We start from the raw sequence: 20,863 nt of genomic DNA on the forward strand, positions 1-20,863 counted from the left end.
CGGCCCGGTAACCGGGGGCAGGCGACAATAACGCCATTTTACCGGCTCAACACCCGCTTCCCGGTCTTTACCCATGAAAACGCGTTTCGTTTTGATCAACACCAGCCATGCCGGCAATGTCGGTGCCACTGCGCGCGCCATGAAAGTCATGGGGTTTGGCGACCTGGTGCTGGTGGCGCCGCGCTGGGCCAATGTGCTGAACCGGGAAGAAACCATCCAGCGCGCCAGCGGGGCGCTCGACGTGCTGAAAAACGCCCGCATTGTCGCCACGCTCGATGAAGCGCTGGACGGCATGACGCATTTGTGCGCCACGGCGATGACGCCGCGCGACTTCGGCCCACCCACACGCGCGCCGCGTGCGCACTTTGCCGCGTTGCTGGGCATACCAGAGTTGCTATCAAAAAAGGAGCTGCTTGCGCCCGGCGGTCATGGGCTGGAGGCCAATTTGGCTTCAAAACCCGAGGGTGTGGCGTTTTTGTTCGGCTCCGAGCGCTTCGGCATGCAAAACGAGGATGTTTACCGCTGCCATGTGGCGCTGAGTATCCCAACCGACCCGCAATTCGGCTCGCTGAATCTGGCGGCGGCGGTGCAGCTGATTGCCTACGACTGGCGCCAGGCGCTGGGCGGTTTTGCGGTACAAGCGGCCACGGGCGAGCCGCAGCTCGCAGACGCGGCCGCCGTGGCCGGCATGCTGGGCCATTGGGAGCAGGCGCTGGCCGACATCGGATTTCTGGACCCAGCCTCGCCGAAAAAACTGATGCCGCGCCTGAACCAGCTCTTCAACCGCGCCGGGCTCAGCCCCGAGGAAATTCACATCCTGCGCGGCATCGCCAAGGCCATGGCGCAAAAAGCCCGGCCGGTCGAGGTCGAACAGGGGCCGCCAGCAGACACGCCCGCCAAGCCATAAACTCGCACCATGTTTTCCCGACTCCGCTCCGACATCCAGTGCATCCTTGACCGTGACCCGGCCGCGCGCAGTGCCTGGGAGGTGCTGACCTGCTACCCCGGCCTGCACGCCATCTTGCTGCACCGGCTGGCCCATGCCTGCTGGACCAGTGGCCTCAAGTGGCTGGGGCGCTTCATCTCGCACATCGCGCGCTGGCTGACCGGTATCGAGATCCACCCCGGCGCCATCATCGGTGAGCGCGTGTTTTTCGACCATGCGATGGGCGTGGTGGTCGGTGAAACTGCCGAGATCGGCGACGGCTGCACGATTTACCAGGGCGTGACCCTGGGCGGCACCTCGCTCTACAAAGGCACCAAACGCCATCCGACCCTCGGTAAAAACGTGGTGGTTAGTGCTGGTGCCAAGGTGCTGGGCGGTTTTGAGGTCGGCGACGGAGCCAAGATCGGCAGCAATGCGGTGGTGATCAAGCCGGTGCCGGCTGGCGCCACGGCGGTCGGTATCCCGGCGCGCATCATCCCGTCCAAATCCGGCGAAAGCGCCGACGTGACCACGGCGCAGGGCGCGTTCTCGGCTTACGGCATCACTCTCGAGGACGACCCGGTGTCTCAGGCCATGAAAGGCCTGATCGACAACGCCTCCTCGCAGGAGCACCAGATCGCGTTGCTCTGGCAGGCGATCGAAAAACTGTCGGACAGCGGACGCGCGCGGCGCGACTGCGTGCCCGATGACGCAGCGCGGCAGGAGACCTTTGAGGCTGACAAGCTCAACCAGTTGATGGGGAAATAGCGGGCCGGTTCGCGCGCTCGGCGCCGAGCTTGCCGCTGCCGCGCGCCTCTAGTCTGAGGGCTTGCCGGGAACAAAAAAGTGGTCGAACAGCGCGGTCAGCGGCGCGAAGTCTTCGGTAAAACGCGGCCTGCTCACAAAGTAGGCCTCAGAGGCCACCGCGAAGAACTCTGCCGGAGAGGTGGCGCCGTAAGGGTCCAGCCAGGTCGGTTCGCCACCGAAGCGTTCGGCGATGGCGGCCTTCTCGCAAAAATCGTCGTAGGCCGTTTGCATGGTGTCCTGCCAGCGCATGCGTGCAGCGCGCGAAGGCAGCGGTGGACAGCCGTCGGCGAAGCCGTCGCGCATGTCGATCTTGTGGACGAACTCGTGAATCACCACGTTGTAACCCTGGCCGGCCGATTGCCCGGCGCCAGCCACGTCCTGCCAACTCAGCGCGACCGGCCCGCCGTCCATGGCTTCGCCGGCCAGCACCTCGCTGTAGCGGTGCACCACGCCGATGTCGTCGGTCTGTTCACGGCGCGCCAGCATCTGGCCCGGATGCACCACGATACCGACAAAGTCGTCATACCAGGCCAGGCCCAACTGCAGCACCGGCAAACAGGCCTGTGCGGCAATCGCCACGGCGATGGCGTCGGTGATGACCATGCCCTGTGCGCCGTGGAACTCCTTCCGGGTCAGAAAGCGGCTGCTCATCAAACGCAGGCGGCCTTGCCGCTCAGGGGAAATTTGCGCCAGAAACGGATAGTGCGCCAGCGTGGCCTGCCACACAGCGTCGGGAATGGGACGCTCGGGCGCCTCGCGTTTGAAAAGCCGCAACAGACCGTTCAGCATCGCGGCATCGCAGGTGGGGTCAGGGCAGCCTGATGCGCTGCAGGCCAAGCGGGCCAAGGCGCAGGGCTTCGGTGCGCCGCGGTTGTGCGACCGCGTCCCAATCACTGAGTACCACGCGCTCCAACCCTGGCCCGAGCGCATGGATGGCGGGTTGGTGGGTATGACCGTGAATCAATGTGGGCGCTTTCGCAGCCTGCAGCCACCGGCGTGCGGCGTCGGTATTCACGTCGATGTAAGGCTCGCCCGACTGCCAGCGTTTTTCGTGCTGCTCGCGGCTTTGCCGGCGCAGGCCGCGCGCGATCGCTTGCCGGTCGGACAGTGGCTGGGCCAGGAAGGTCTGTTGCCAGTCGACGCCGCGCACCTGCTCGCGAAAGCGCATGTAGTCCACATCGTCCAGACACAAGGCGTCGCCGTGGCTCAGCAACCAGCGATTGCCGGCAAACACCAGCACGGTGGGATCGGCCAGCAAGGTGCAGCAGGTTCGCGCCATCAGGTCGGGGCCGACCAGGAAGTCGCGGTTGCCATGCATGAAGAAAAGCGCCAGGCGTTCGCCGGTTTTTTGCAGCACGTGCACACATAACGCGTCAAAGTCTGAGGCCGCAGGGCCCGCTGCATCGTCGCCGACCCAGACGTCGAACAGGTCACCGAGGATGAAAACTGCGTCCGCCGGCGTGCCCAACATGTAGGCCTGCCAGGCCGCGAAGCTGGCGGGCTCGCCGGCTTGCAGATGGATGTCGGAAATGAAATCGACCGTGCGCCAGGCTGCCGGCGCAAGCAGCTCGGCGATCTGGGGCACGGCCGGGGCCATGGGCACCTGTTAAAGCGCTACCGCTTTTTCGATCACCACATCGGCCTGCGGCACGTCGCTGTGGCCACCCTTGCTGCCGGTCTTGACCGCTTCGATCTTGTCGACCACATCGGTGCCTGAAACGACCTTGCCAAATACGGCGTAGCCCCAGCCTGACGGCGTCGGCGAGGTGTGGTTCAGGAAGCCGTTGTCGGAGGCGTTGATGAAAAATTGCGCGGTGGCCGAATCGGGCACGCTGGTGCGCGCCATGGCGACGGTGTACTTGTCGTTTTTCAGGCCGTTGGCGGCCTCGTTGGCAATCGGCGCGTCCGACGGCTTTTGCTTCATGCCAGGCGTGAAACCGCCGCCCTGCACCATGAAACCGGGAATCACGCGATGAAAGATGGTGTTGTCGTAATGGCCCTTGGCGACATAACTGAGGAAGTTGGCGACCGATTTGGGTGCCTTGTCCTGGTCCAGTTCAAGGGTGATGACGCCGTGGCCGGTTATGTGGAGTTCGACTTGGGGGTTGCTCATGATGTTTATTTGAGGAGGGTTGCGGAATGGATGACGATGGCTGTTTTAGGTACATCGCCGGGGAAGGGGCCGCCAGCGCCGGTGGGCGTGGCCTTGATCTTGTTGACGACGTCCATGCCGCTGACGACCTTGCCGAACACGGTGTAGCCAAACAACTGGGGCGCGTTGACAAGCTGCGCGCGTGGCGTGTTTTCGTAGACGCGGCCCTGGTACTCGAACTTGGGCACCGGATCACCCGGCGGAATAAGGGTCGGGTTGAGAAAGTCGTTGTCCTTGACGTTGATGAAAAACTGCGACGAGGCGGAGTTGGGATCGTTGGTGCGCGCCATGGCCAGGGTGCCCACGATGTTTTTGTCGCCGCCCTTGGCCAGCGCTTCACGGCCTTCATGTGGCACCGGCGCGCGGGTTTTCTTCTCGGCGAAGCTGGCATCGTAGCCGCCGCCCTGAACCATGAAGTTGTTGATCACACGGTGAAACACCGTGCCATCGTAGTGTTTGTCCTGCACGTACTGCAGGAAATTCTCCACCGTTTTGGGTGCCTTGTCGGGGTAGACTTCGACCACAAAATCGCCGGCACTGGTGGCAAATTTCACACGGGGCGCGGAAGTTGCGGACTGGGCCCAGACATGGCCGGCGACCAGGCTCAAGCCCGCCAGCGCCAGACAGGCGCGCCGTGTGTGTGTGCTGAAAGTCATCCGATCACTCCTTCAAAAAATATCTTCCACTGACTGCCTTGGCGAACCCAGTATTGACGGCGGGTGGGGCCGGTGCGCGAGCCGCTGACGACCTCGCCAAAAGTGACCACCATGGTGTCGTTGCTGTCGGTCCAGCGCAGGTAGGACAAGTCCTTGATTTGCACCGAGCGGCCGGCCCGTTTGTCCAGATCGGCACGCAGCACGGTACTCCAGTCGGCCAGTGTTTTGCCATAACTGCTGAAGTCGCTGGTGTACAGGCTGGTCAGCGCGGCAAGGTCGCCGCCGGAGCGGGCCTTCTGCCAGTTTTGCAGCGCATCCTCGAACGCCTTGCTGTCGGCGCGGGCGCTGTGGGGGGCGACCCATTTGAGGCTTTGCGCGATTACTACCGGTGTGGTGCGTACTTCCACGGTGCGAATGATGCGTTCAAGGTCGGGGTTGGCCAGAACCACGCAGCCGTCGCTGGCCATCGGCGCACGTGCAAATTGAGTCGGTGGCGTGCCGTGCAGCCAGATGCCGCTGCCGGTTTTGCCGCGCTTGAGGTCCAGCGCATTGGGATAGTTGATCGGCAACGCACCGGAGCCGTAGAAGTCCTTGAGCGACTTCGGATCCAGGTTGCTGGTCACAAAATAAACACCGAGCGGCGTGCGCGAGTCGCCTTCGGCGGTTTTTTCGATGCCAGCCTTGCCCACCGAAATGTAGTAGTCGGCCAGCAGCTTGAGCCCGGTGGCGGTGTTTTCAAACAGGTAAAGGCGGGCCCGTGAGGCATCAACCGCGATCGCATGTTTGTTGCGCGCCGACAGCGCCAGAAATTGTGAGGGGATGGTGCCTGCTGCCGGCCGTTCGCGCAGGGCTTTCAGGCGCAGTAGCGACTCCTGGCGCAAGTCGCCCAGCATGCCCGCGCCGGCTTTGGCCGTGTCGTCCGGCACATCGCCCAAGGTCCGCAGAGGGCGCGCCTGCGCCGCCAGCAAATCACCATACACCAGCTGTGCGAGCTGGAAGTTGGGATGGTCATGGACCAGGCGCTCGGCCTTGGCGAGTGCTTCCCGCCCCCTGGCCTGGCCCGCGAGTTTGTAAATCTCGATCAGTCGCGCCTCAGCTTCTCCGTCACGGACTTCTGCTTGAGCCGATGGGCGTGGAGTACTTTTGCGTTTTTTTTCTGCCGCCGCGCGGGAGGACGCATTTTCCTTGGCCTTTTTTGAGGCTGTGTCGGCACCTGTCACGGTGCTGCACATGACCGAGAAGGTGACAAAAAGGAGAGCGGCGGCGGCCCGTTGCATGGAGGTGATCGGAAGAAGGGTCAGGGGTGCGTCTCAGGGCGCGAACCGGGTCCAGCGCCAGTCATGCGCATCAGCCGCCAGTTGATTCCCTGACGATGAGCCAGCGCTCACCGGCCTTGGCCATGTCCAATGTTTTGCGGCTGGACACATTCAGCGAGTCGGCGCTGTAGTCCTGCTTGAACTTGGCGGTGGCCTTGCTGCCCTTGACGGCCACGGACACATTGCTGAGCTTGACGCTGATACGCGTTTTGCCGACGATGCGGCTGCGCCGCTCTTCTTCCCAGGCCTTGCGCGTCTGGTTACCAGGCGTGTCGAAGTCCTTGCCGTAGGCGGCCAGGTAAGCGGCCATGTCTTTGGCGGCCCAGGCGCTGGCCCAGGCGCGCACAGCGGCTTCGACTTCTTTTTCCAGGGCGCTGACCGGCACCGCCACCGGTGGCGCGACCGGCGCTGTCGGAGGGGCCACCGGCGCCGGGGCGGGCGGCGCCGCAGGCACCACAACCGCCGGGCGTGCCGGTGCGGCCGGCGGCGGTGTGGTAACCGGTCCGGAGGCTGCATTGCTGGCCGCAGGTTTTTGTCCTTTGGGCTCGGCGCTGAAGAGGGTGCGGATCAACGCCAGCTTGGGCGGCACAGCGGCGTTGCCGCCATCGAGTTGCAGCGCTTTGCTGTAAGCCTGGCTGGCCAGCTTGGCGTAGACATCACCCAGGTTTTCGTGCGCGGTGGCGTAGCTCGGGTTGGTACGAATCGCCATCTCCAGGGCGGCCCTGGCCTTGTCGAACTGGTTCTGGCCGGCATAGAGAACGGCCAGATTGTTGTAGGGCTCGGGCAGCTCGGGATAGTCCTGCGTGATTTTGGTGAAGGTGGTGATGGCGTCGGCCGGCTTGCCGGCTTCGGTCTGGAGTACACCTTTGATAAAACGCATCTGCGGGTCGCGCGGCTTGCCTGCGAGATACTGATCGGCCTTGGCCATGGCTTCGGTCAGCTTGCCGGAACGGGCCAGGTCGTTCACATCGGAGTAATCGTCGGCATGCGCTGCGGACAGGGACAAGGCCGCCGCCAGTGCCAGCCAACGCAGGGAGGCCGACAGCGGTTTGCTCGAAAGTGAAGCTGACTTGGACATATTTCCTCTGGAACGCATTGGGGTGGCTGGCACGAAAACATGAGCCTGCGAGCCAGCGTTGCAGCATGCTGCACGGGCCCTGACCAGCTAGATATACTGGACGATTGTATCTGAGGGGTATAGTTTAATCTTGGCCTCGGTTTAAGCATTTTCACTGGTCCGGCGATTCAAGTCGGGCTGAAATTCCAGACATTCATGAGCTTGCGCATTTACAACACGCTGTCGCGTGCCGTGGAAGATTTTTTGCCTCTGGTACCCGGTCAGGTCCGCATGTACGTGTGTGGCATGACGATTTACGATCTGTGCCACATCGGTCATGCGCGCATGATGATGGCTTTCGACGTGGTGCAGCGCTGGCTCAAGGCCAGCGGCTTTGAGGTCACCTACGTGCGCAACATCACCGACATCGACGACAAGATCATCAAGCGCGCTGTGGAACGCGGCATCAGCATCCGGGCGCTGACCGACGAGATGATCGTGGCCATGAACCAGGACATCGGGGCGCTGGGCATCGAGGCTCCGTCACTGGAGCCGCGCGCCACCGACTACGTGCCGCAGATGTTGTCCATGATTGCCAGGCTGGAGCAAAAAGGGCTGGCCTACCGTTCGGGCAACGGCGACGTGAATTACGCGGTGCGAAAGTTTGAAGGTTACGGCAAGCTGTCGGGCAAGTCACTCGACGAGTTGCGTGCCGGCGAACGCGTCGCGGTGCTGGATGGCAAGCAAGACCCGCTGGACTTTGTGCTCTGGAAGGCGGCCAAACCCACCGAGCCGGACGATGCCAAATGGGCCAGTGACTACGGCAGTGGCCGGCCCGGCTGGCACATTGAATGTTCGGCCATGAGTTGCCAGACCCTGGGCGAGACCTTCGACATCCACGGCGGCGGCGCCGACCTGCAGTTTCCGCACCATGAAAACGAAATTGCGCAGAGCGAGGCGGCCAACGACAAGCCGCTGGCCAGGTTCTGGATGCACAACGGCTTTGTGCGTGTGGATAACGAAAAGATGTCCAAGAGCCTGGGCAACTTTTTCACCATCCGCGAGGTATTGGCCCGATACGATGCGGAGACCATCCGGTTTTTCATCGTGCGTGCGCACTACCGCAGCGCGCTCAACTACAGCGACGCGCACCTGGACGACGCGCGCAACTCCCTCAAGCGCCTGTACACCGCACTGAGTCTGGCCAAACCAGCTGATGTGGCGACCGACTGGTCACATCCGTTTGCCGCCCGCTTCAAGGCTGCGATGGACGAGGACTTTGGCACACCGGAGGCGGTGGCCGTCTTGTTTGAAATCGCCGGTGAAGTCAACAAGTCCGCGTCGCCCGAGCTGGCCGGCCTGCTGAAAAACCTGGGCGGTGTGCTGGGCCTGTTGCAGGGCGATCCGGCCGCATTTTTGCAGGCGGGGGCCGGTCTCGATGCCGCAGCTGTAGCGGTGCTGATCGCCCAACGTGCCCAGGCCAAAGTCGCCAAAAATTTCGCTGAAGCCGACCGCATTCGGCAGGACCTGCTGGCCCAGGGCATTGTGCTGAAAGACGCTGCTGGCGGAACCACCTGGGAAGTGTTGTCTTGACTCTATTTTTATGCGATTTCTGCCTCCAGCCCATAAGCAGCGGTCATAAGCAGCTATGAAAAAGATAGTAAAAAGCGGACCGTCAAGCTCTGAACTGGCGGAAGTCCCCGAGACCGCCTCGACCAGCGTGCCCGAGTACTGGGCCGACGCCTGCAAACACCTGGTGAAAAAGGACCGGGTCATGAAACGATTGATTCCGCAGTTTGGCGACGCCTGCCTGCAGTCGCGCGGCGACGCCTTCAGCACGCTGGCGCGGAGCATTGTCGGCCAGCAGATTTCGGTCAAGGCGGCGCAAACCGTCTGGCACCGCTTCGCCGCCCTGCCAAGGAAGATGACGCCCGGCAATGTCCTCAAACTCAAGGTGGACGACATGCGCGCTGCCGGCCTGAGCGCGCGCAAGGTCGAGTACCTGGTGGATCTGTCTATCCATTTCGATGCCGGCACGGTGCATGTGAAAGACTGGCAGGCGATGGACGACGAGGCCATCATTGCCGAACTGATCGCCATTCGCGGCATTGGCCGGTGGACCGCCGAGATGTTTTTGATCTTTTACCTGCGCCGGCCCAACGTGCTGCCGCTGGACGATGTCGGCCTGATCAACGGCATCAGCCAGAGTTATTTTTCCGGTGAAGCGGTCAGCCGCAGTGATGCGCGTGAAGTCGCGGCCGCCTGGGCGCCGTATTGCAGTGTTGCAACTTGGTATATTTGGCGCTCGCTGGACCCCTTGCCGGTTCTGGATGCCGAGCAAAGTTAAGTTAAAAGCCTGAGGAGCAGACCATGGCCAAAAAGACCTTTCTCGATTTCGAGCAGCCGATTGCGGAGCTCGAGGGAAAAATTGAAGAATTGCGTTATGTGCAGACCGAGTCTGCGGTTGACATCTCCGAAGAGATCGACCAGCTGGCCAAGAAAAGCCAGCAGCTCACCAAGGACATCTACAGCGACCTGACGCCCTGGCAGATCACCAAGATCGCGCGTCACCCCGAGCGGCCCTACACCCTGGATTACGTCAATGAGCTGTTCACCGATTTTGTCGAATTACACGGCGACCGGCATTTTTCGGACGACCTGAGTATCGTCGGTGGTCTGGCCCGATTCAACGGTACCGCCTGTATGGTGCTGGGCCACCAGAAAGGCAGAGACACCAAAGAGCGCGGCCTGCGCAACTTCGGCATGAGCAAGCCCGAGGGTTATCGCAAGGCCCTGCGCCTGATGAAAACGGCCGAGAAATTCAAACTGCCAGTGTTCACTTTTGTCGATACGCCGGGTGCTTACCCCGGTATTGACGCCGAGGAACGCGGTCAGTCCGAAGCCATCGGGCGCAACATCTTTGAAATGGCGCAACTCGAAGTGCCCATCATCACCACCATCATCGGCGAAGGCGGCTCTGGCGGCGCGCTGGCGATTTCGGTGGCCGACCAGGTCGTGATGCTGCAGTACTCGATTTACTCCGTCATCAGCCCCGAAGGCTGCGCCTCCATCCTCTGGAAAACCTCCGAAAAAGCCGAGGAAGCCGCCGAAGCCCTAGGCATCACCGCGCACCGCCTGAAGGCGCTGGGCGTGATTGACAAGATCGTCAATGAGCCCGTGGGCGGCGCGCACCGCGACCACAAGCAGATGGCGGCTTTCCTCAAGCGCGCGCTCAACGATGCCTTCCGCCAGGTCAGCGATTTGAAGGTGAAAGAGTTGCTGGACCGCCGTTACGAGCGCCTGCAAAGTTATGGCCGTTACACCGACACCAAGGCCGACGCCAAATAAGCGTCCGCCGGCCGACCCGGCAACTGGCGTCGGGCTGAATCTTCCCAATCCGGCGCTGGCCGCGCTGGAACAGTTTTCTCCTCTGCTCCCCCTGGGCGTCGCTTTCAGCGGCGGCGCCGATTCCACCGCCCTGTTGTACGCGACTGCTGCGCGCTGGCCGGGGCAGGTCACTGCCATCCATGTGCATCACGGCCTGCAAGCTGCGGCCGATGGTTTTGTGCGTATCTGCGAAGAAGCCTGCAAAGGCCTTGGCTTGCCGCTGCATGTGGTGCATGTAAGCGCCGGCCATGCTGCAGGTCAAAGCCCGGAAGATGCGGCGCGGCTGGCGCGTTATGCGGCGCTGGCAGAGGCCGCCACATCGATGGGCCTGCAGGCCGTGCTGCTCGGCCAGCATGCCGATGACCAGGTCGAAACACTGCTGCTGGCGCTCAGTCGCGGTGCCGGTTTGCCGGGACTGTCCGCGATGGCGGCGGGGTTCGAGCGCGGTGGCATGGTGTTCCATCGACCCTTGTTGCAGGTGCCTGCCGCCGACCTGCGCCAGTGGCTGGTGCAAAGCGGTGTTCCTTTTGTCGATGATCCGACCAACACCGACGAGCGCTTTACCCGCAACCGCATCCGTGCGCGGCTGATGCCGGCCCTGCAAGACAGCTTCCCGCAGTTTCGCGAGACCTTCGCGCGTAGCGCGCGGCATGCGGCCCAGGCGCAAGCCCTGCTGGTCGAGCTCGCCACTGAAGACCTGGCGCGTGTTGGCATGCCACCGGTGATCAAGGTCCTGCAGGGTTTGTCCCGCGCGCGGCAGGGCAATCTGCTGCGTCAGTGGCTGGTCGTGGCCCACCAGGCCGCGCCAAGCACGGCCCAGCTTGAGCAATTGCTCGGCCAGATTGAAGCCTGCACCACGCGCGGCCACCGGATCGAGCTCAAGGTCGCCGACGGGCAGGTGAGGCGAGAAGGGGATGTGCTGACTTACGCGGCATAACGCGGCCTAGGTGTTTGTCCTAGATATAATCAGAGGCTTTGCTGGCGACCCTGATCTTGCGTTTGACCCGGTGTGCCGCCCGCAGAATTTCGCTTAACCAACCCCTGACAAATTCCTGCAATGGCCCTGATCGTTCATAAATACGGCGGCACCTCGATGGGCTCGACCGAGCGCATTCGCAATGTCGCCAAACGCGTGGCCAAGTGGGCGCGCGCGGGCCACCAGATGGTGGTGGTGCCCAGTGCCATGAGCGGTGAGACCAACCGCCTGCTGGGCCTGGCCAAGGAACTCGCGCCTTCCCATGCCGCCGACGCCTACCACCGAGAACTCGACGCGCTGGCCGCCACTGGCGAGCAGGCCTCCAGTGCGCTGCTGGCGATTGCGCTGCAGGCCGAGGGCATGCCCGCCGTGAGCTACGCTGGCTGGCAGGTCACCATCAAGACCAACAGCGCCTATACCAAGGCGCGCATCGAGTCCATCGATGACCAACGTGTGCGCGCCGACCTGGATGCCGGCAAGGTCGTCATCATCACCGGCTTCCAGGGCGTGGACGAAGGTGGCAACGTCACCACGCTGGGCCGCGGCGGCTCGGACACCTCGGCCGTGGCGATTGCCGCTGCGCTGAAGGCGCATGAGTGCCTGATCTACACCGACGTCGACGGCGTCTACACCACCGACCCGCGCGTCGTGCCAGAGGCGCGCCGCCTGCAGACCGTGAGCTTTGAAGAGATGCTGGAGATGGCCTCCATGGGCTCCAAGGTGCTGCAGATCCGCTCGGTGGAATTTGCCGGCAAGTACAAGGTGCCGCTGCGCGTGTTGTCGAGTTTCACCGACTGGGACATCAACATCGACGAAGAGGCCAAGTCCGGCACCCTGATCAGTTTTGAGGAAGATGAACAAATGGAACAAGCCATCGTATCGGGCATCGCATTCAACCGCGACGAAGCCAAAATTTCCGTCCTCGGCGTGCCCGACAAGCCCGGCATCGCTTACCAGATCCTGGGCGCCGTGGCTGATGCCAACATCGAAGTCGATGTGATCATCCAGAACGTCAGCAAGGACGGCAAGACCGACTTCAGCTTCACCGTGCACCGCAACGACTACGCGCGTGCCGTCGAGCTCTTGCGCACCAGCGTGCTGGGCCCGCTGGGCGCTGAAGAGATCACCGGTGACGCCAAGATCTGCAAGGTCAGCATCGTTGGCATCGGCATGCGCAGCCATGTGGGTATCGCCAGCAAGATGTTCCGCGTGCTCAGCGAAGAGGGCATCAACATCCAGATGATCTCGACCAGCGAAATCAAGACCTCGGTGGTGATCGACGAAAAATACATGGAACTCGCCGTGCGCGCCCTGCACAAGGCCTTTGACCTGGACCAGCCTGCGGCCTGAGGGACTGCACGCTGGACAGCGGGGCAAGTCGTGAGATAATCACGGTTAGCCAGAAATCAGGAAACGTGACCGAGTGGCCGAAGGTGCTCCCCTGCTAAGGGAGTATGGGGTGTAGAGCCTCATCAAGGGTTCGAATCCCTTCGTTTCCGCCAGGACAGAAATCAAAAAAGCCGCCCTTGGGCGGCTTTTTTGTGGGTGCAAGTTTTTCTGCTCAGGCCTTGGCGCGTTGCAGCAGTGCCTCACCAATGAATTTGGCGCGGTCCCGCGAGAAGGTGAAAAAGATCCAGCCGAAGCCGAGGTGGCGCAGACCGAAGCTCACATGCCGCTCGGGTGTTTGTGTCTGGGCGACGGCAAAGTCTGCATCGTGTTGCACCAGCACCGGCATGTCGGCGGTCACTTCCTCCTGCACAGGGGGCTGCATCTGGTTGCGGGCCTGCGCCAGCTGGTGCATCAGTTCTTCCACCTGACGGGTGGTGAGCTGCTGGCCAAGGACGGTCAGCGTGCCGTCGGTATTTGGTGTCATGGGTGCCCTTTCAGTGGCGATGGATCGTGGTCAGCGCCGGGAGACCGGCGTCGGGCAAGGACGCAATTTTATCCTGCCCGTTCCATTCGTTCCCGACGCAACCAGTCGTAAAAAAGCGGGTGTGGCCGGCCTTCGCACGGTATGGTGACCGTTTTGTTCGCGGAGAAAACATGGCCTTGAAAATCATTCTCACCAGTGCAGCGGCATGGCTGCTTGTCGGCTGCACCACGCCCGCCCCACCTCCAGCCGGCACGGGCACCGCCCCAACCGGGCCGACGGCGGGCGTCTGCAACGCGCAGGGCGCGCAGTTTGCTGTCGGCAAAACGGCAGGCGCCAGCGTGGTCGAGGAGGCGCGCCAGCGGTCGGGCTCCTACATGGCGCGTGTGCTGCGGCCAGGCCAGATGGTCACGATGGAGTTCAATGCGCAGCGGCTCAACCTTGATGTGGACGCAGCAGGCGTCATTAAAAGGGTGCGTTGCGGGTAAATCCCGGCGGGTGCGCAGCCGTGGCTTGCGGGAACGGACGGTCGGGTGGTCGCGGGGCAGGATAATCTCCCGCTACTGCTTGTCTCCAAAAGAAGCCCCGGAACCCCATGCGACTGCGCCACATCGAAGTCTTCAACGCCGTCATGCTCACCGGCAGTGTGAGCGGTGCGGCACGGCTGATCAACGTGACGCAGCCGGCGGTCAGCCGCATCCTTCAGCATGCCGAACTGCAGCTTGGCTTTGCGCTTTTTCAGCGCAACAAGGGGCGGTTGACGGCCACATCCGAAGCGCTGACGCTGTACCCGCATATCGAACGCCTGTTCGGCATGCTGGATGAAGTGCAGCGCCTGGCCGTCAACCTCAGGACGGGGGAGAGCGCAAAAGAGTTGCGCCTGTTGACCGTGCTGGCGCTGAGTTATGAAATTCTTCCGCATGCCATCAAGCTTTTTCGGGTGAAGCACCCGGAGGTCGCGATCACCGTCAAGGCTTTGCACTCGCCCCAGATCGTGTCGACATTGGCTTTGCAGGAAGCAGACGTGGGTTTTTTGCTCAGCCCGGTGACGCATCCGGCGCTTTCCCAGCAGCATCTGGCCGACGGGCGTGTCGTGTGCATTTCCCCCAGAGGAATGCTGTCTGCACGCCTGCTCAAGCGGGGCACTGTCACGCTGGCCGATTTGAGCAAGGTTCCGGTGATTGGCCTGGACGTGCTGGACCCGGTGGGCCGCAGCCTCAGCAATGCCTGCCGCGAGGCAGGGGTCGGGCTGGACATTGCCATCACCGTGCAGACCTATCACTCGGCTCTGGCCCTGGCCCACCATGGGCTGGGCGTTGCGCTGGTTGATTCCTGCACGGCCGCTTCGGTGGACCTCAAGCGCGTGGATGTCCTGGAACTGGAACCCCGGATTCCCGTGCCCATCAAGGCCTTGCTGCCCGCCGCCAAACCTGCTTCCGTGGCCGTCAAGTCATTTGTGCATTGCTTCCAGCAGGCCTTGTCCCGAACCGGTGGCGCTGATCCGGCGAGCCTGCGCGCCTGAGGCGCCCGCACCGGGCGCTTGTCATGCCTGGCTTCAGCTTGCGGGCAGCATCGCCTGAATTCGCCGGGCGGAGCCAAATGCCAGCGTGAAACCCAGCGCCCCGTGGCCGGTGTTGAACAGCAGGTTCTCAGGCCCCGCGGCGTGCCTTCCAATGACCGGCAGGCCGGTGGGTGTAGCCGGTCGCATCCCTGCCCAGGGGGACAGCTCTTCCAGGGAACTGCAACCGGGAAAAATTGCCTGGGTGGACGCCTTGAGCGATGCGATTTGCGCGGGAGACACGCTGGTGCTGTAGCCGGAAAGCTCGGCCATGCCCGCGACGCGAAGGCGTGAACCGATGCGCGCGAAAACCACCTTCCGGGCACTGTCGGTCACGCTGACCGACGGTGCCGCACCTGTGGCCTGGTCGACCTGCACCGTGATGCTGTAGCCCTTGAGTGGATAGACCGGAAGGCGCACGCCCAGCGCGCGCGCCATCCGGGACGATTGCGCGCCCAGCGCAAGGACATAGTGGTCTGCTTCAACCGGGCCCTGTGAGCATGCCGCTGCCACGACCGTGTTGCCGCGCACCACCAGCTGGTCAACCGATGAATTGAGCAGAAAGCGGACACCGTCACGGCGCAGGACGGCCAGCAGCGCGTCGCAGGTTTTCTGGCAGTCGGCTGCGCATTCGCCAGGCGTGTAGATCGCACCCGCAATCTGCCGGTGGTGGTTTGCCAGCGCGGGTTCAATCTCGACACAGCGGTCCGCGCTCACCGGCTCCTGAACACTGCCCAGTTGCCGCTGCAGCATCCATTGCCTTTTGGCGCCAGTGAAGGCCTCTGCGCTGGAATAAAGCACCAGTTTGCCGGTGGCGGAAAAATCGCAATCGAGTTGTTCCTCCTTCATCATGTTGTCGAAGGCCTGCCTGCTCGATGCCGCCAGCGCCAGCAGCCACGCCGTGCTTTTTCGTGAACGCGGACCATTACACGCCGCAAGAAATTGCAGACCCCACAGCCACTGCTGCGGGTCCAGGCGCGGCCTCAGCTTCAGCGGGGAAGAAGGCGACAGCAAAAGTTTGGGCAGTTGCTGCCATATGCCCGGGTCGGCCAGCGGCTGGACATAGCTGTAGCTCAGTTGGGCGCCGTTACCGCCACTTGCGCCGCTGCCGGGGCTGGCGCGGTCCATCACGGTGACTTCGTGGCCTGCGCGGCGCAGGGTGTAGGCCGTGGCCAGCCCGATGATCCCGGCGCCCAGTACACACACGTGCATGAAAATACCTGGTGGTTGAAGAGCGCTCACTGTAGGCAATGCGCTTGCGGCTGAACAATGCTGAATTCGTCGCAGTCATGTCGGGTGGTTATGCGCACATGCGCCGGCACCTCCACCGGGTAAGTCATGAGTTTTCATCATGGGTTTCCCGTGAAAATGAATGACATGTGCCGCGAAGTGTTCATACACTGACGAGGTCAATTCCTGCCTTCCCCCACAACCTCCGCTCCCCCCGAAAGGACTGTATGAAGTATTCGACACTCATGATCGCCGCCATGCTGGCATCAGGCCTGGCAACAACAGCAGGCGCACAGACCCTGAAAAAGGTGGCCGATAGCAACAAGATCACGGTCGCGTACCGCGAGGCCTCCGTCCCCTTCAGTTACCTGATCGGCTCAACCAAGGCGGTGGGGTTTTCGGTGGAGTTGACCGAGGCCATCATTGATGACGTGCGCAAGAAGGTGAAAAAGCCGAATCTTGAAATCAGCTACATGCCCGTGACCTCGCAAAACCGAATCCCGTTGCTGGTCAACGGCACCTATGACCTGGAGTGCGGCTCCACGACCAACAACTCCGCACGTGGCAAGGATGTGGCGTTTGCCATCAATCATTTCTACACCGGAACGCGCCTGCTGGTTAAAAAGACTTCTGGCGTGAAGAATTACGCCGACCTTGCCAAGAAGACGGTTGCCAGCACCACCGGCACCACCAATGCCCAAGTCATGCGAAAGTACAACGCTGACAACAAACTCGACATGCAGATCATCCTGGGCAAAGACCATGACGACTCGCTGTTGCTGGTTGAAAACGATCGCGCCGTTGCTTTTGCGATGGACGATATCCTGCTGTTCGGCTTGATGGCTAATTCGAAAAATCCTGGCGCGCTGGAAGTTGTGGGTGATGCGCTGCAAGTTGAGCCTTATGCCTGCATGGTGCGCAAGGACGATCCGGAGTTCAAGAAGCTGGTGGACGGCACCATCACCCGCATGATGAAGTCGGGTGAATTCACCAAGCTCTATGACAAGTGGTTCATGTCGCCGATTCCTCCCAAGGGCGTGAACCTGGGCTTGCCGATGAGCGCCGAGCTCAAAGCCAATCAGAAAACACCGAGCGACAAGCCGGCAATGTAAGTTGCGGGGCGGCGGCGCTGCTGCCCGCCCATTTTTTGCGCACGGCCCGGCGCTTGCCGGGTCCCTGAATCTCTTGGGGGCGCGCTGGGATTCAGTGGCGCTTCTCGCAGGCCTGAGATCCACTGCGGGCCGGCACCGCCCCGGCCCACAACATTCAACCATGAGGTCGATCAATGAACAAAACCCGCGTGGTCGGTATCCTGGGTGGAATGGGGCCGGCTGCGGGCGCGGATTTTGCGCGTCTGTTTGTCCAGGCCTGCGTCGACCATATGCGGGAATCGAACATCCCGGTCTCGGACCAGGCCTTTCCTGAACACTGGCTGGCCCAGGTTCCCGTTCCCGACCGGAGCGCCGCCCTGGAGTCCACCGGCCCCGGTCCCCATCAGCCGCTGGAACCGATGCTGCAGGCTATGGGCAAGCTGGCTGCGCTCGGTGTCACGACAGTTGCTGTGGCGTGCAACACGGCGCATGCGTGGCACGGCGCGTTGCAGCAGCGGTTTCCGCAGATCGAGGTGCTGCATGTGGCGCGCGAGGTGGCCCGTGCCCTGGCTGCGCGTGGTGTGCACGAAGTGGGGCTGCTGGCGACCGAGGGCACCTATCGCGCTGGCTTTTATGACCAGGCGCTGGGTCAGGCAGGCCTGCTTTGCCACACCCCTTTGACAGCGGAGCGCGAGCGTTTGATGCAGGGCATCTACGATGGCGTCAAGGTGGGCAAGCTGGCGCTGGCGCACGACTGTTTTGCTGAGGTGGCGCGTGCACTGGCCCAACGGCACGGCGTGTCAACGCTCATCCTTGGGTGCACGGAAATTCCACTGGTCTTGCGCTCGGTGCCCGCGATGGAGCATCTGGAACTGGTCGATCCGGCTGACCTGCTGGCGCGTGCGCTGGCTCAGCGGGCGTATACACCTACCAGCTAAAGGACCCGATAGAGGCCGCATGCGCCCCCGATATTGTCAGACAAATCGGCAGCCTCCCCTTTAGTGAAAAGGGCGAATAGCTACAAAAACAATAGCAAACCACCGCATCACGGATCGACCGACGCGCTCCAGCGGTCGCCCCAGTTCTTGCTCCCGGCTTTGTCGATACTGCGGCGGTCGCGTTTGGTCGGACGGCCATGCTCGATGCTGGCGGCTGGCTCGTTGTTGAGCCGGCGCAGCTCGGCGGTGGCTTCGCGCAGGTGCAGGCTTTCTGGCGTTTCTTCATAAAGCTGCTGCGCGACCGGTGCTGCGCCGCGCTGCTGGCTCAGGCCCCGGATCACGACGGTGCGTGTCACTGGTCCCTGGCGCATGGCGACGGTGTCGCCGGCCTTGATGTCGCGCGCTGGTTTGGCTTCCAGGCTGTTGACCCGGACCCGACCCTTGGCGATTTCATCGGTCGCAAGCGTTCGCGTCTTGTAGAAGCGCGCGGCCCACAGCCACTTGTCAAGACGCATCGGTCACCTCCCGTGGGCCGGTCTGTTTGCAAAACGCGGTCTTGGCTGCGCCGGTCTGCGCGTTTTGCAAACCCCACAGCCACTTGTCAAGACGCATGTAGCGACCCCGGCAAAGCGCGATACAGACGATTAATTTGGGCTGGATTCATCAGCCGTCATTGTGAACCAGCGGCAAACGTACCGTGGCATCCAGCCCCGCAATACGCCCATGGTCTTCACGGTTTTCCAGGGTGATGCTGCCGCCCAGTGCCTGGGTGATCTCACGGCAGATCGCCAGGCCCAGGCCTGAGCCCTGGCGCACGTCGCCGGCAGAAAACGGTTCGTACAGCCGGGCTGCCAGTTCGGCGCTGATGCCGGGTCCTGCGTCGCTGACAGTCAGGGCCGCCCAGGAGCCGTCGCTGACCAGACGCACGCTCAGTGCGCCGCCGCGCGGGCTGTGTTTGATGGCGTTGTGCAGCAGGTTGCGCGCCAGTTCGCGCAGCATCCATTCATGGGCGTGTACGGTCGCTGGCTGGGTGATGATTTCAAAATCAATGTCCTTGTCGGCCAGCAGCGGTGACACATCAACCACCACCGCGCGCAGCAGCTCTGGCCAGTCCTGGGCCTGCGCATCGGTCTGCTGGCGCAACTGCTCCACCTTGGCCAGTGCCAGCATCTGGTTGGCCAGCATGGTGGCGCGATCAACCGTGCCTTCGATCTCCTGCAAGGCCTGCTGCGGCGCCACGTCGCCGCGCAGCGCCGACTGCACCTGGGTCTTGAGCACGGCCAGCGGCGTGCGCAACTGGTGCGAGGCGTCACGCACAAAACGCTTCTGGTGCTCGGTCAGGTTCTGCAGGCGCTGCATCACCTGGTTGGTGGCTTCGATCAGCGGCAGCAATTCGCGCGGCGCGTCGGGCGCGGCCATCGGCGTCAAGTCGCCCTCGGGTCGGGCCTTGAGCTCGCCGCTGAGCCGGCGCACCGGCCGGGTGGCGCGCTGCACCACCACGATCACGACCAGCACAATCACCGCGATCAGCAGCGCCTGCCGCCACAGGGTGTCGAGCAGCACCTTGCGTGCCAGTGTTTCGCGCAGCTCCAGCGTCTCGGCCACCTGCACCACCGCCATGCCGCGGCCCTGCGCGCTGGCCACCGGCTGCAGCAGCACCGCCACCCGCACCTCGTCGTTGCGGAAACGGTCGTCGTAAAAAGCCACCAGCGCCGCATAGGCGCCCTGATCGGGAATGCGGCCACGCCAGAATGGCAGCTCGCCAAAACCCGAGATCACCTCACCCTGCAGGTTGGAAACGCGGTAGACCAACTGGCTGCGGTTGTCGGCCTCAAAGGCTTCGAGTGCGGAGTAGGGCACCGTGGCGCGCAGCACCGACAACTCGTCATAACCTTCAACATCGAGTTGCTCACCGATGGTCTTGGCCGAGGCCAGCAAGGTGCGGTCGTAGGCGATGTTGATGGCGCCCAGGGTCTGCCGGTACAGGCTGACGGTGTTGATGACAATCAGGATGCCGATGGGCAGCAGAATGCCGAGCAGCAAATAACGCCTGAGGGACATGGCCCCCACGCTTGTCGCTTCGCGTACTACGCTGCCCCCCGAGGGGGCCGTGCTTGCTCGGGGCGGCCCTTCGCTGCGCACATTCACGCCCGGTATTTCCGGTGGTAACGGCTCACGCATCGGTTTTGAGCAGATAACCGAGCCCGCGTAGCGTCATCAGCGTCACGCCGGTGTGTGCGAGTTTCTTGCGCAGCCGGTACACCACCACCTCAATCGCTTCGTAGGCGACCTCGACATGGCCGGGAAAGACCAGGTCGAACAGCCGCTCCTTGGTCACCGCGTGCCCTTTTTTCTCAAGCAGCGCCTTGAGCAGCGCCAGCTCGCGCGGCGCCAGGTCCAGCACCTGGTCCCGGAAGTAGATTGCGCCGCTCTCTTTTTCATAGCTGATGCCGCCCGCTGTGTATGGGCTGAAGGCCGATTCGACTGTGGATCCGGGGCGTCGGCGGTGCAGGGCGCGCAGCCGCGCTTCGAGCTCGTCCAGGTCAAAGGGTTTGGGCAGGTAGTCGTCAGCGCCGGTGTTCAGGCCGATGATGCGGTCGCCGACTGTGCCGCGCGCGGTCAGGATCAGCACCGGTGTGTCCAGGCCGCCGCGCCGCGCCTGGGCCAATACCTCCAGCCCGTCCAGCCCCGGCAGGGTCAGGTCCAGCAGGATCACGTCGAAAGGAGACGCCTGCCACTTTTCCAGCGCCACCCGCCCGTCACCGCAGGCCTCGATCTGGATGCCGCGGCGCCCCAGCGCGCGGACCAGCGTGGTCCGCATGGCGGCATCGTCTTCGACCAAAAGCAGTTTCATGGGCCGGACGTTAGCACCTTATCTCACACTTTTGGACAGCCGTTTG

22 protein-coding genes and 1 tRNA gene are annotated in these 20,863 nt (G+C 62.8%); 12 read left to right on the forward strand and 11 right to left on the reverse strand.

Annotation, left to right across the window (positions count from 1 at the left end; translation table 11 throughout):
* Positions 1 to 73 precede the first annotated feature (73 nt).
* Both ACH2CW_RS04490 and cysE read left to right on the forward strand, forming a co-directional pair.
* Positions 74 to 907: an RNA methyltransferase gene (locus ACH2CW_RS04490; protein WP_395055643.1), complete on the forward strand. Its 834-nt coding sequence runs from the start codon at positions 74 to 76 to the stop codon at positions 905 to 907.
* Between the two features lie 9 nt (positions 908 to 916).
* Positions 917 to 1,693 carry a serine O-acetyltransferase gene (gene cysE, locus ACH2CW_RS04495; protein ID WP_395055644.1) on the forward strand — a complete coding sequence of 259 codons (777 nt, stop codon included), beginning with the start codon at positions 917 to 919 and terminating at the stop codon, positions 1,691 to 1,693.
* 48 nt (positions 1,694 to 1,741) lie between these two features.
* Here the strand turns inward: cysE and ACH2CW_RS04500 are convergent, their stop codons facing one another.
* The 6 genes from ACH2CW_RS04500 to ACH2CW_RS04525 all read right to left on the reverse strand — a co-directional run bounded on the left by ACH2CW_RS04500 (position 1,742) and on the right by ACH2CW_RS04525 (position 6,934).
* Positions 1,742 to 2,521, reverse strand: a complete 780-nt coding sequence (locus ACH2CW_RS04500) for a zinc-dependent peptidase (protein WP_395055645.1) — start codon at positions 2,519 to 2,521, stop codon at positions 1,742 to 1,744.
* Positions 2,522 to 2,540: 19 nt separating this feature from the next.
* On the reverse strand, positions 2,541 to 3,329 hold the full coding sequence (locus ACH2CW_RS04505; RefSeq protein WP_395055646.1) for a UDP-2,3-diacylglucosamine diphosphatase: 789 nt from the start codon (positions 3,327 to 3,329) through the stop codon (positions 2,541 to 2,543).
* Positions 3,330 to 3,338: 9 nt separating this feature from the next.
* Positions 3,339 to 3,845: a peptidylprolyl isomerase gene (locus ACH2CW_RS04510; RefSeq protein ID WP_395055647.1), complete on the reverse strand. Its 507-nt coding sequence runs from the start codon at positions 3,843 to 3,845 to the stop codon at positions 3,339 to 3,341.
* A gap of 5 nt (positions 3,846 to 3,850) precedes the next feature.
* The gene (locus ACH2CW_RS04515; protein WP_395055648.1) at positions 3,851 to 4,540 is read right to left on the reverse strand and encodes a peptidylprolyl isomerase; all 690 of its coding nucleotides are present in this window, start codon (positions 4,538 to 4,540) and stop codon (positions 3,851 to 3,853) included.
* Positions 4,537 to 5,817 (reverse strand): murein L,D-transpeptidase family protein, encoded by a 1,281-nt coding sequence (locus ACH2CW_RS04520; protein ID WP_395055649.1) that lies wholly within the window; start codon positions 5,815 to 5,817, stop codon positions 4,537 to 4,539. Before ACH2CW_RS04520 ends, ACH2CW_RS04515 begins: the two co-directional genes overlap by 4 nt.
* A 70-nt stretch (positions 5,818 to 5,887) precedes the next feature.
* On the reverse strand, positions 5,888 to 6,934 hold the full coding sequence (locus ACH2CW_RS04525; RefSeq protein ID WP_395055650.1) for a tetratricopeptide repeat protein: 1,047 nt from the start codon (positions 6,932 to 6,934) through the stop codon (positions 5,888 to 5,890).
* Between the two features lie 195 nt (positions 6,935 to 7,129).
* On the opposite strand from ACH2CW_RS04525, the gene cysS reads away from it, so the two are divergent.
* The 6 genes from cysS (at position 7,130) to ACH2CW_RS04555 (ending at position 12,778) form a co-directional block, all read left to right on the forward strand.
* On the forward strand, positions 7,130 to 8,506 hold the full coding sequence (gene cysS / locus ACH2CW_RS04530) for a cysteine--tRNA ligase (RefSeq protein WP_395055651.1): 1,377 nt from the start codon (positions 7,130 to 7,132) through the stop codon (positions 8,504 to 8,506).
* 55 nt (positions 8,507 to 8,561) lie between these two features.
* The gene (locus tag ACH2CW_RS04535) at positions 8,562 to 9,260 is read left to right on the forward strand and encodes a DNA-3-methyladenine glycosylase family protein (RefSeq protein ID WP_395055652.1); all 699 of its coding nucleotides are present in this window, start codon (positions 8,562 to 8,564) and stop codon (positions 9,258 to 9,260) included.
* A gap of 23 nt (positions 9,261 to 9,283) precedes the next feature.
* Complete coding sequence (locus ACH2CW_RS04540; protein ID WP_096669818.1) at positions 9,284 to 10,261, forward strand: acetyl-CoA carboxylase carboxyltransferase subunit alpha; 978 nt, start codon at positions 9,284 to 9,286, stop codon at positions 10,259 to 10,261.
* Positions 10,224 to 11,237 carry a tRNA lysidine(34) synthetase TilS gene (gene tilS, locus ACH2CW_RS04545; RefSeq protein WP_395055653.1) on the forward strand — a complete coding sequence of 338 codons (1,014 nt, stop codon included), beginning with the start codon at positions 10,224 to 10,226 and terminating at the stop codon, positions 11,235 to 11,237. The genes ACH2CW_RS04540 and tilS overlap by 38 nt, the downstream gene beginning before the upstream one ends.
* A 120-nt stretch (positions 11,238 to 11,357) precedes the next feature.
* Positions 11,358 to 12,626: an aspartate kinase gene (locus tag ACH2CW_RS04550; protein ID WP_395055654.1), complete on the forward strand. Its 1,269-nt coding sequence runs from the start codon at positions 11,358 to 11,360 to the stop codon at positions 12,624 to 12,626.
* A gap of 59 nt (positions 12,627 to 12,685) precedes the next feature.
* Positions 12,686 to 12,778, forward strand: a tRNA-Ser gene (locus ACH2CW_RS04555).
* A gap of 59 nt (positions 12,779 to 12,837) precedes the next feature.
* Here ACH2CW_RS04555 and ACH2CW_RS04560 read toward each other — a convergent pair.
* Positions 12,838 to 13,149: a hypothetical protein gene (locus ACH2CW_RS04560; RefSeq protein ID WP_395055655.1), complete on the reverse strand. Its 312-nt coding sequence runs from the start codon at positions 13,147 to 13,149 to the stop codon at positions 12,838 to 12,840.
* 170 nt (positions 13,150 to 13,319) lie between these two features.
* Here ACH2CW_RS04560 and ACH2CW_RS04565 point away from each other — a divergent pair, with 170 nt between their 5' ends.
* Together ACH2CW_RS04565 and ACH2CW_RS04570 are read left to right on the forward strand one after the other, a co-directional pair.
* On the forward strand, positions 13,320 to 13,634 hold the full coding sequence (locus ACH2CW_RS04565; RefSeq protein ID WP_395055656.1) for an I78 family peptidase inhibitor: 315 nt from the start codon (positions 13,320 to 13,322) through the stop codon (positions 13,632 to 13,634).
* 107 nt (positions 13,635 to 13,741) lie between these two features.
* Positions 13,742 to 14,668, forward strand: coding sequence for a LysR family transcriptional regulator (locus ACH2CW_RS04570; protein ID WP_395055657.1), 927 nt, complete (start codon positions 13,742 to 13,744; stop codon positions 14,666 to 14,668).
* A gap of 33 nt (positions 14,669 to 14,701) precedes the next feature.
* Here ACH2CW_RS04570 and ACH2CW_RS04575 read toward each other — a convergent pair whose 3' ends face one another.
* Positions 14,702 to 15,916 carry a D-amino acid dehydrogenase gene (locus ACH2CW_RS04575; protein ID WP_395055658.1) on the reverse strand — a complete coding sequence of 405 codons (1,215 nt, stop codon included), beginning with the start codon at positions 15,914 to 15,916 and terminating at the stop codon, positions 14,702 to 14,704.
* Between the two features lie 245 nt (positions 15,917 to 16,161).
* On the opposite strand from ACH2CW_RS04575, the gene ACH2CW_RS04580 reads away from it, so the two are divergent.
* Positions 16,162 to 17,046: a transporter substrate-binding domain-containing protein gene (locus tag ACH2CW_RS04580; RefSeq protein WP_395055659.1), complete on the forward strand. Its 885-nt coding sequence runs from the start codon at positions 16,162 to 16,164 to the stop codon at positions 17,044 to 17,046.
* Positions 17,047 to 17,219: 173 nt separating this feature from the next.
* Positions 17,220 to 17,963, forward strand: a complete 744-nt coding sequence (locus tag ACH2CW_RS04585) for an aspartate/glutamate racemase family protein (protein ID WP_395055660.1) — start codon at positions 17,220 to 17,222, stop codon at positions 17,961 to 17,963.
* A gap of 107 nt (positions 17,964 to 18,070) precedes the next feature.
* Here ACH2CW_RS04585 and ACH2CW_RS04590 read toward each other — a convergent pair whose 3' ends face one another.
* From ACH2CW_RS04590 to ACH2CW_RS04600, 3 genes are all read right to left on the reverse strand, one after another.
* The gene (locus tag ACH2CW_RS04590) at positions 18,071 to 18,478 is read right to left on the reverse strand and encodes an RNA-binding S4 domain-containing protein (protein ID WP_395055661.1); all 408 of its coding nucleotides are present in this window, start codon (positions 18,476 to 18,478) and stop codon (positions 18,071 to 18,073) included.
* Positions 18,479 to 18,626: 148 nt separating this feature from the next.
* Entirely contained in the window at positions 18,627 to 20,024 is a 1,398-nt protein-coding gene (locus ACH2CW_RS04595) for a sensor histidine kinase (RefSeq protein WP_395055683.1), read from the reverse strand.
* A gap of 112 nt (positions 20,025 to 20,136) precedes the next feature.
* Positions 20,137 to 20,817 carry a response regulator gene (locus ACH2CW_RS04600; protein WP_395055662.1) on the reverse strand — a complete coding sequence of 227 codons (681 nt, stop codon included), beginning with the start codon at positions 20,815 to 20,817 and terminating at the stop codon, positions 20,137 to 20,139.
* Between the last annotated feature and the right edge of the window lie 46 nt (positions 20,818 to 20,863).

It is taken from the genome of Polaromonas sp., from assembly GCF_043778355.1.
GTDB lineage: Bacteria > Pseudomonadota > Gammaproteobacteria > Burkholderiales > Burkholderiaceae_C > Polaromonas.

Bases quoted from the DNA above. Each gene is read 5' to 3' on its own strand.
- ACH2CW_RS04560 (WP_395055655.1), bottom strand. From the start codon at position 13,149: ATGACACCAAATACCGACGGCACGCTGACCGTCCTTGGCCAGCAGCTC.
- ACH2CW_RS04550 (WP_395055654.1), top strand. From the start codon at position 11,358: ATGGCCCTGATCGTTCATAAATACGGCGGCACCTCGATGGGCTCGACC.
- cysE (WP_395055644.1), top strand. From the start codon at position 917: ATGTTTTCCCGACTCCGCTCCGACATCCAGTGCATCCTTGACCGTGAC.
- ACH2CW_RS04580 (WP_395055659.1), top strand. From the start codon at position 16,162: ATGAAGTATTCGACACTCATGATCGCCGCCATGCTGGCATCAGGCCTG.
- ACH2CW_RS04490 (WP_395055643.1), top strand. From the start codon at position 74: ATGAAAACGCGTTTCGTTTTGATCAACACCAGCCATGCCGGCAATGTC.
- cysS (WP_395055651.1), top strand. From the start codon at position 7,130: ATGAGCTTGCGCATTTACAACACGCTGTCGCGTGCCGTGGAAGATTTT.
- ACH2CW_RS04500 (WP_395055645.1), bottom strand. From the start codon at position 2,521: ATGCTGAACGGTCTGTTGCGGCTTTTCAAACGCGAGGCGCCCGAGCGT.
- ACH2CW_RS04600 (WP_395055662.1), bottom strand. From the start codon at position 20,817: ATGAAACTGCTTTTGGTCGAAGACGATGCCGCCATGCGGACCACGCTG.
- tilS (WP_395055653.1), top strand. From the start codon at position 10,224: ATGGCCGTTACACCGACACCAAGGCCGACGCCAAATAAGCGTCCGCCG.
- ACH2CW_RS04590 (WP_395055661.1), bottom strand. From the start codon at position 18,478: ATGCGTCTTGACAAGTGGCTGTGGGCCGCGCGCTTCTACAAGACGCGA.
- ACH2CW_RS04575 (WP_395055658.1), bottom strand. From the start codon at position 15,916: ATGCACGTGTGTGTACTGGGCGCCGGGATCATCGGGCTGGCCACGGCC.
- ACH2CW_RS04595 (WP_395055683.1), bottom strand. From the start codon at position 20,024: ATGTCCCTCAGGCGTTATTTGCTGCTCGGCATTCTGCTGCCCATCGGC.
- ACH2CW_RS04540 (WP_096669818.1), top strand. From the start codon at position 9,284: ATGGCCAAAAAGACCTTTCTCGATTTCGAGCAGCCGATTGCGGAGCTC.
- ACH2CW_RS04510 (WP_395055647.1), bottom strand. From the start codon at position 3,845: ATGAGCAACCCCCAAGTCGAACTCCACATAACCGGCCACGGCGTCATC.
- ACH2CW_RS04535 (WP_395055652.1), top strand. From the start codon at position 8,562: ATGAAAAAGATAGTAAAAAGCGGACCGTCAAGCTCTGAACTGGCGGAA.
- ACH2CW_RS04525 (WP_395055650.1), bottom strand. From the start codon at position 6,934: ATGTCCAAGTCAGCTTCACTTTCGAGCAAACCGCTGTCGGCCTCCCTG.
- ACH2CW_RS04565 (WP_395055656.1), top strand. From the start codon at position 13,320: ATGGCCTTGAAAATCATTCTCACCAGTGCAGCGGCATGGCTGCTTGTC.
- ACH2CW_RS04505 (WP_395055646.1), bottom strand. From the start codon at position 3,329: ATGGCCCCGGCCGTGCCCCAGATCGCCGAGCTGCTTGCGCCGGCAGCC.
- ACH2CW_RS04570 (WP_395055657.1), top strand. From the start codon at position 13,742: ATGCGACTGCGCCACATCGAAGTCTTCAACGCCGTCATGCTCACCGGC.
- ACH2CW_RS04520 (WP_395055649.1), bottom strand. From the start codon at position 5,817: ATGCAACGGGCCGCCGCCGCTCTCCTTTTTGTCACCTTCTCGGTCATG.
- ACH2CW_RS04515 (WP_395055648.1), bottom strand. From the start codon at position 4,540: ATGACTTTCAGCACACACACACGGCGCGCCTGTCTGGCGCTGGCGGGC.
- ACH2CW_RS04585 (WP_395055660.1), top strand. From the start codon at position 17,220: ATGAACAAAACCCGCGTGGTCGGTATCCTGGGTGGAATGGGGCCGGCT.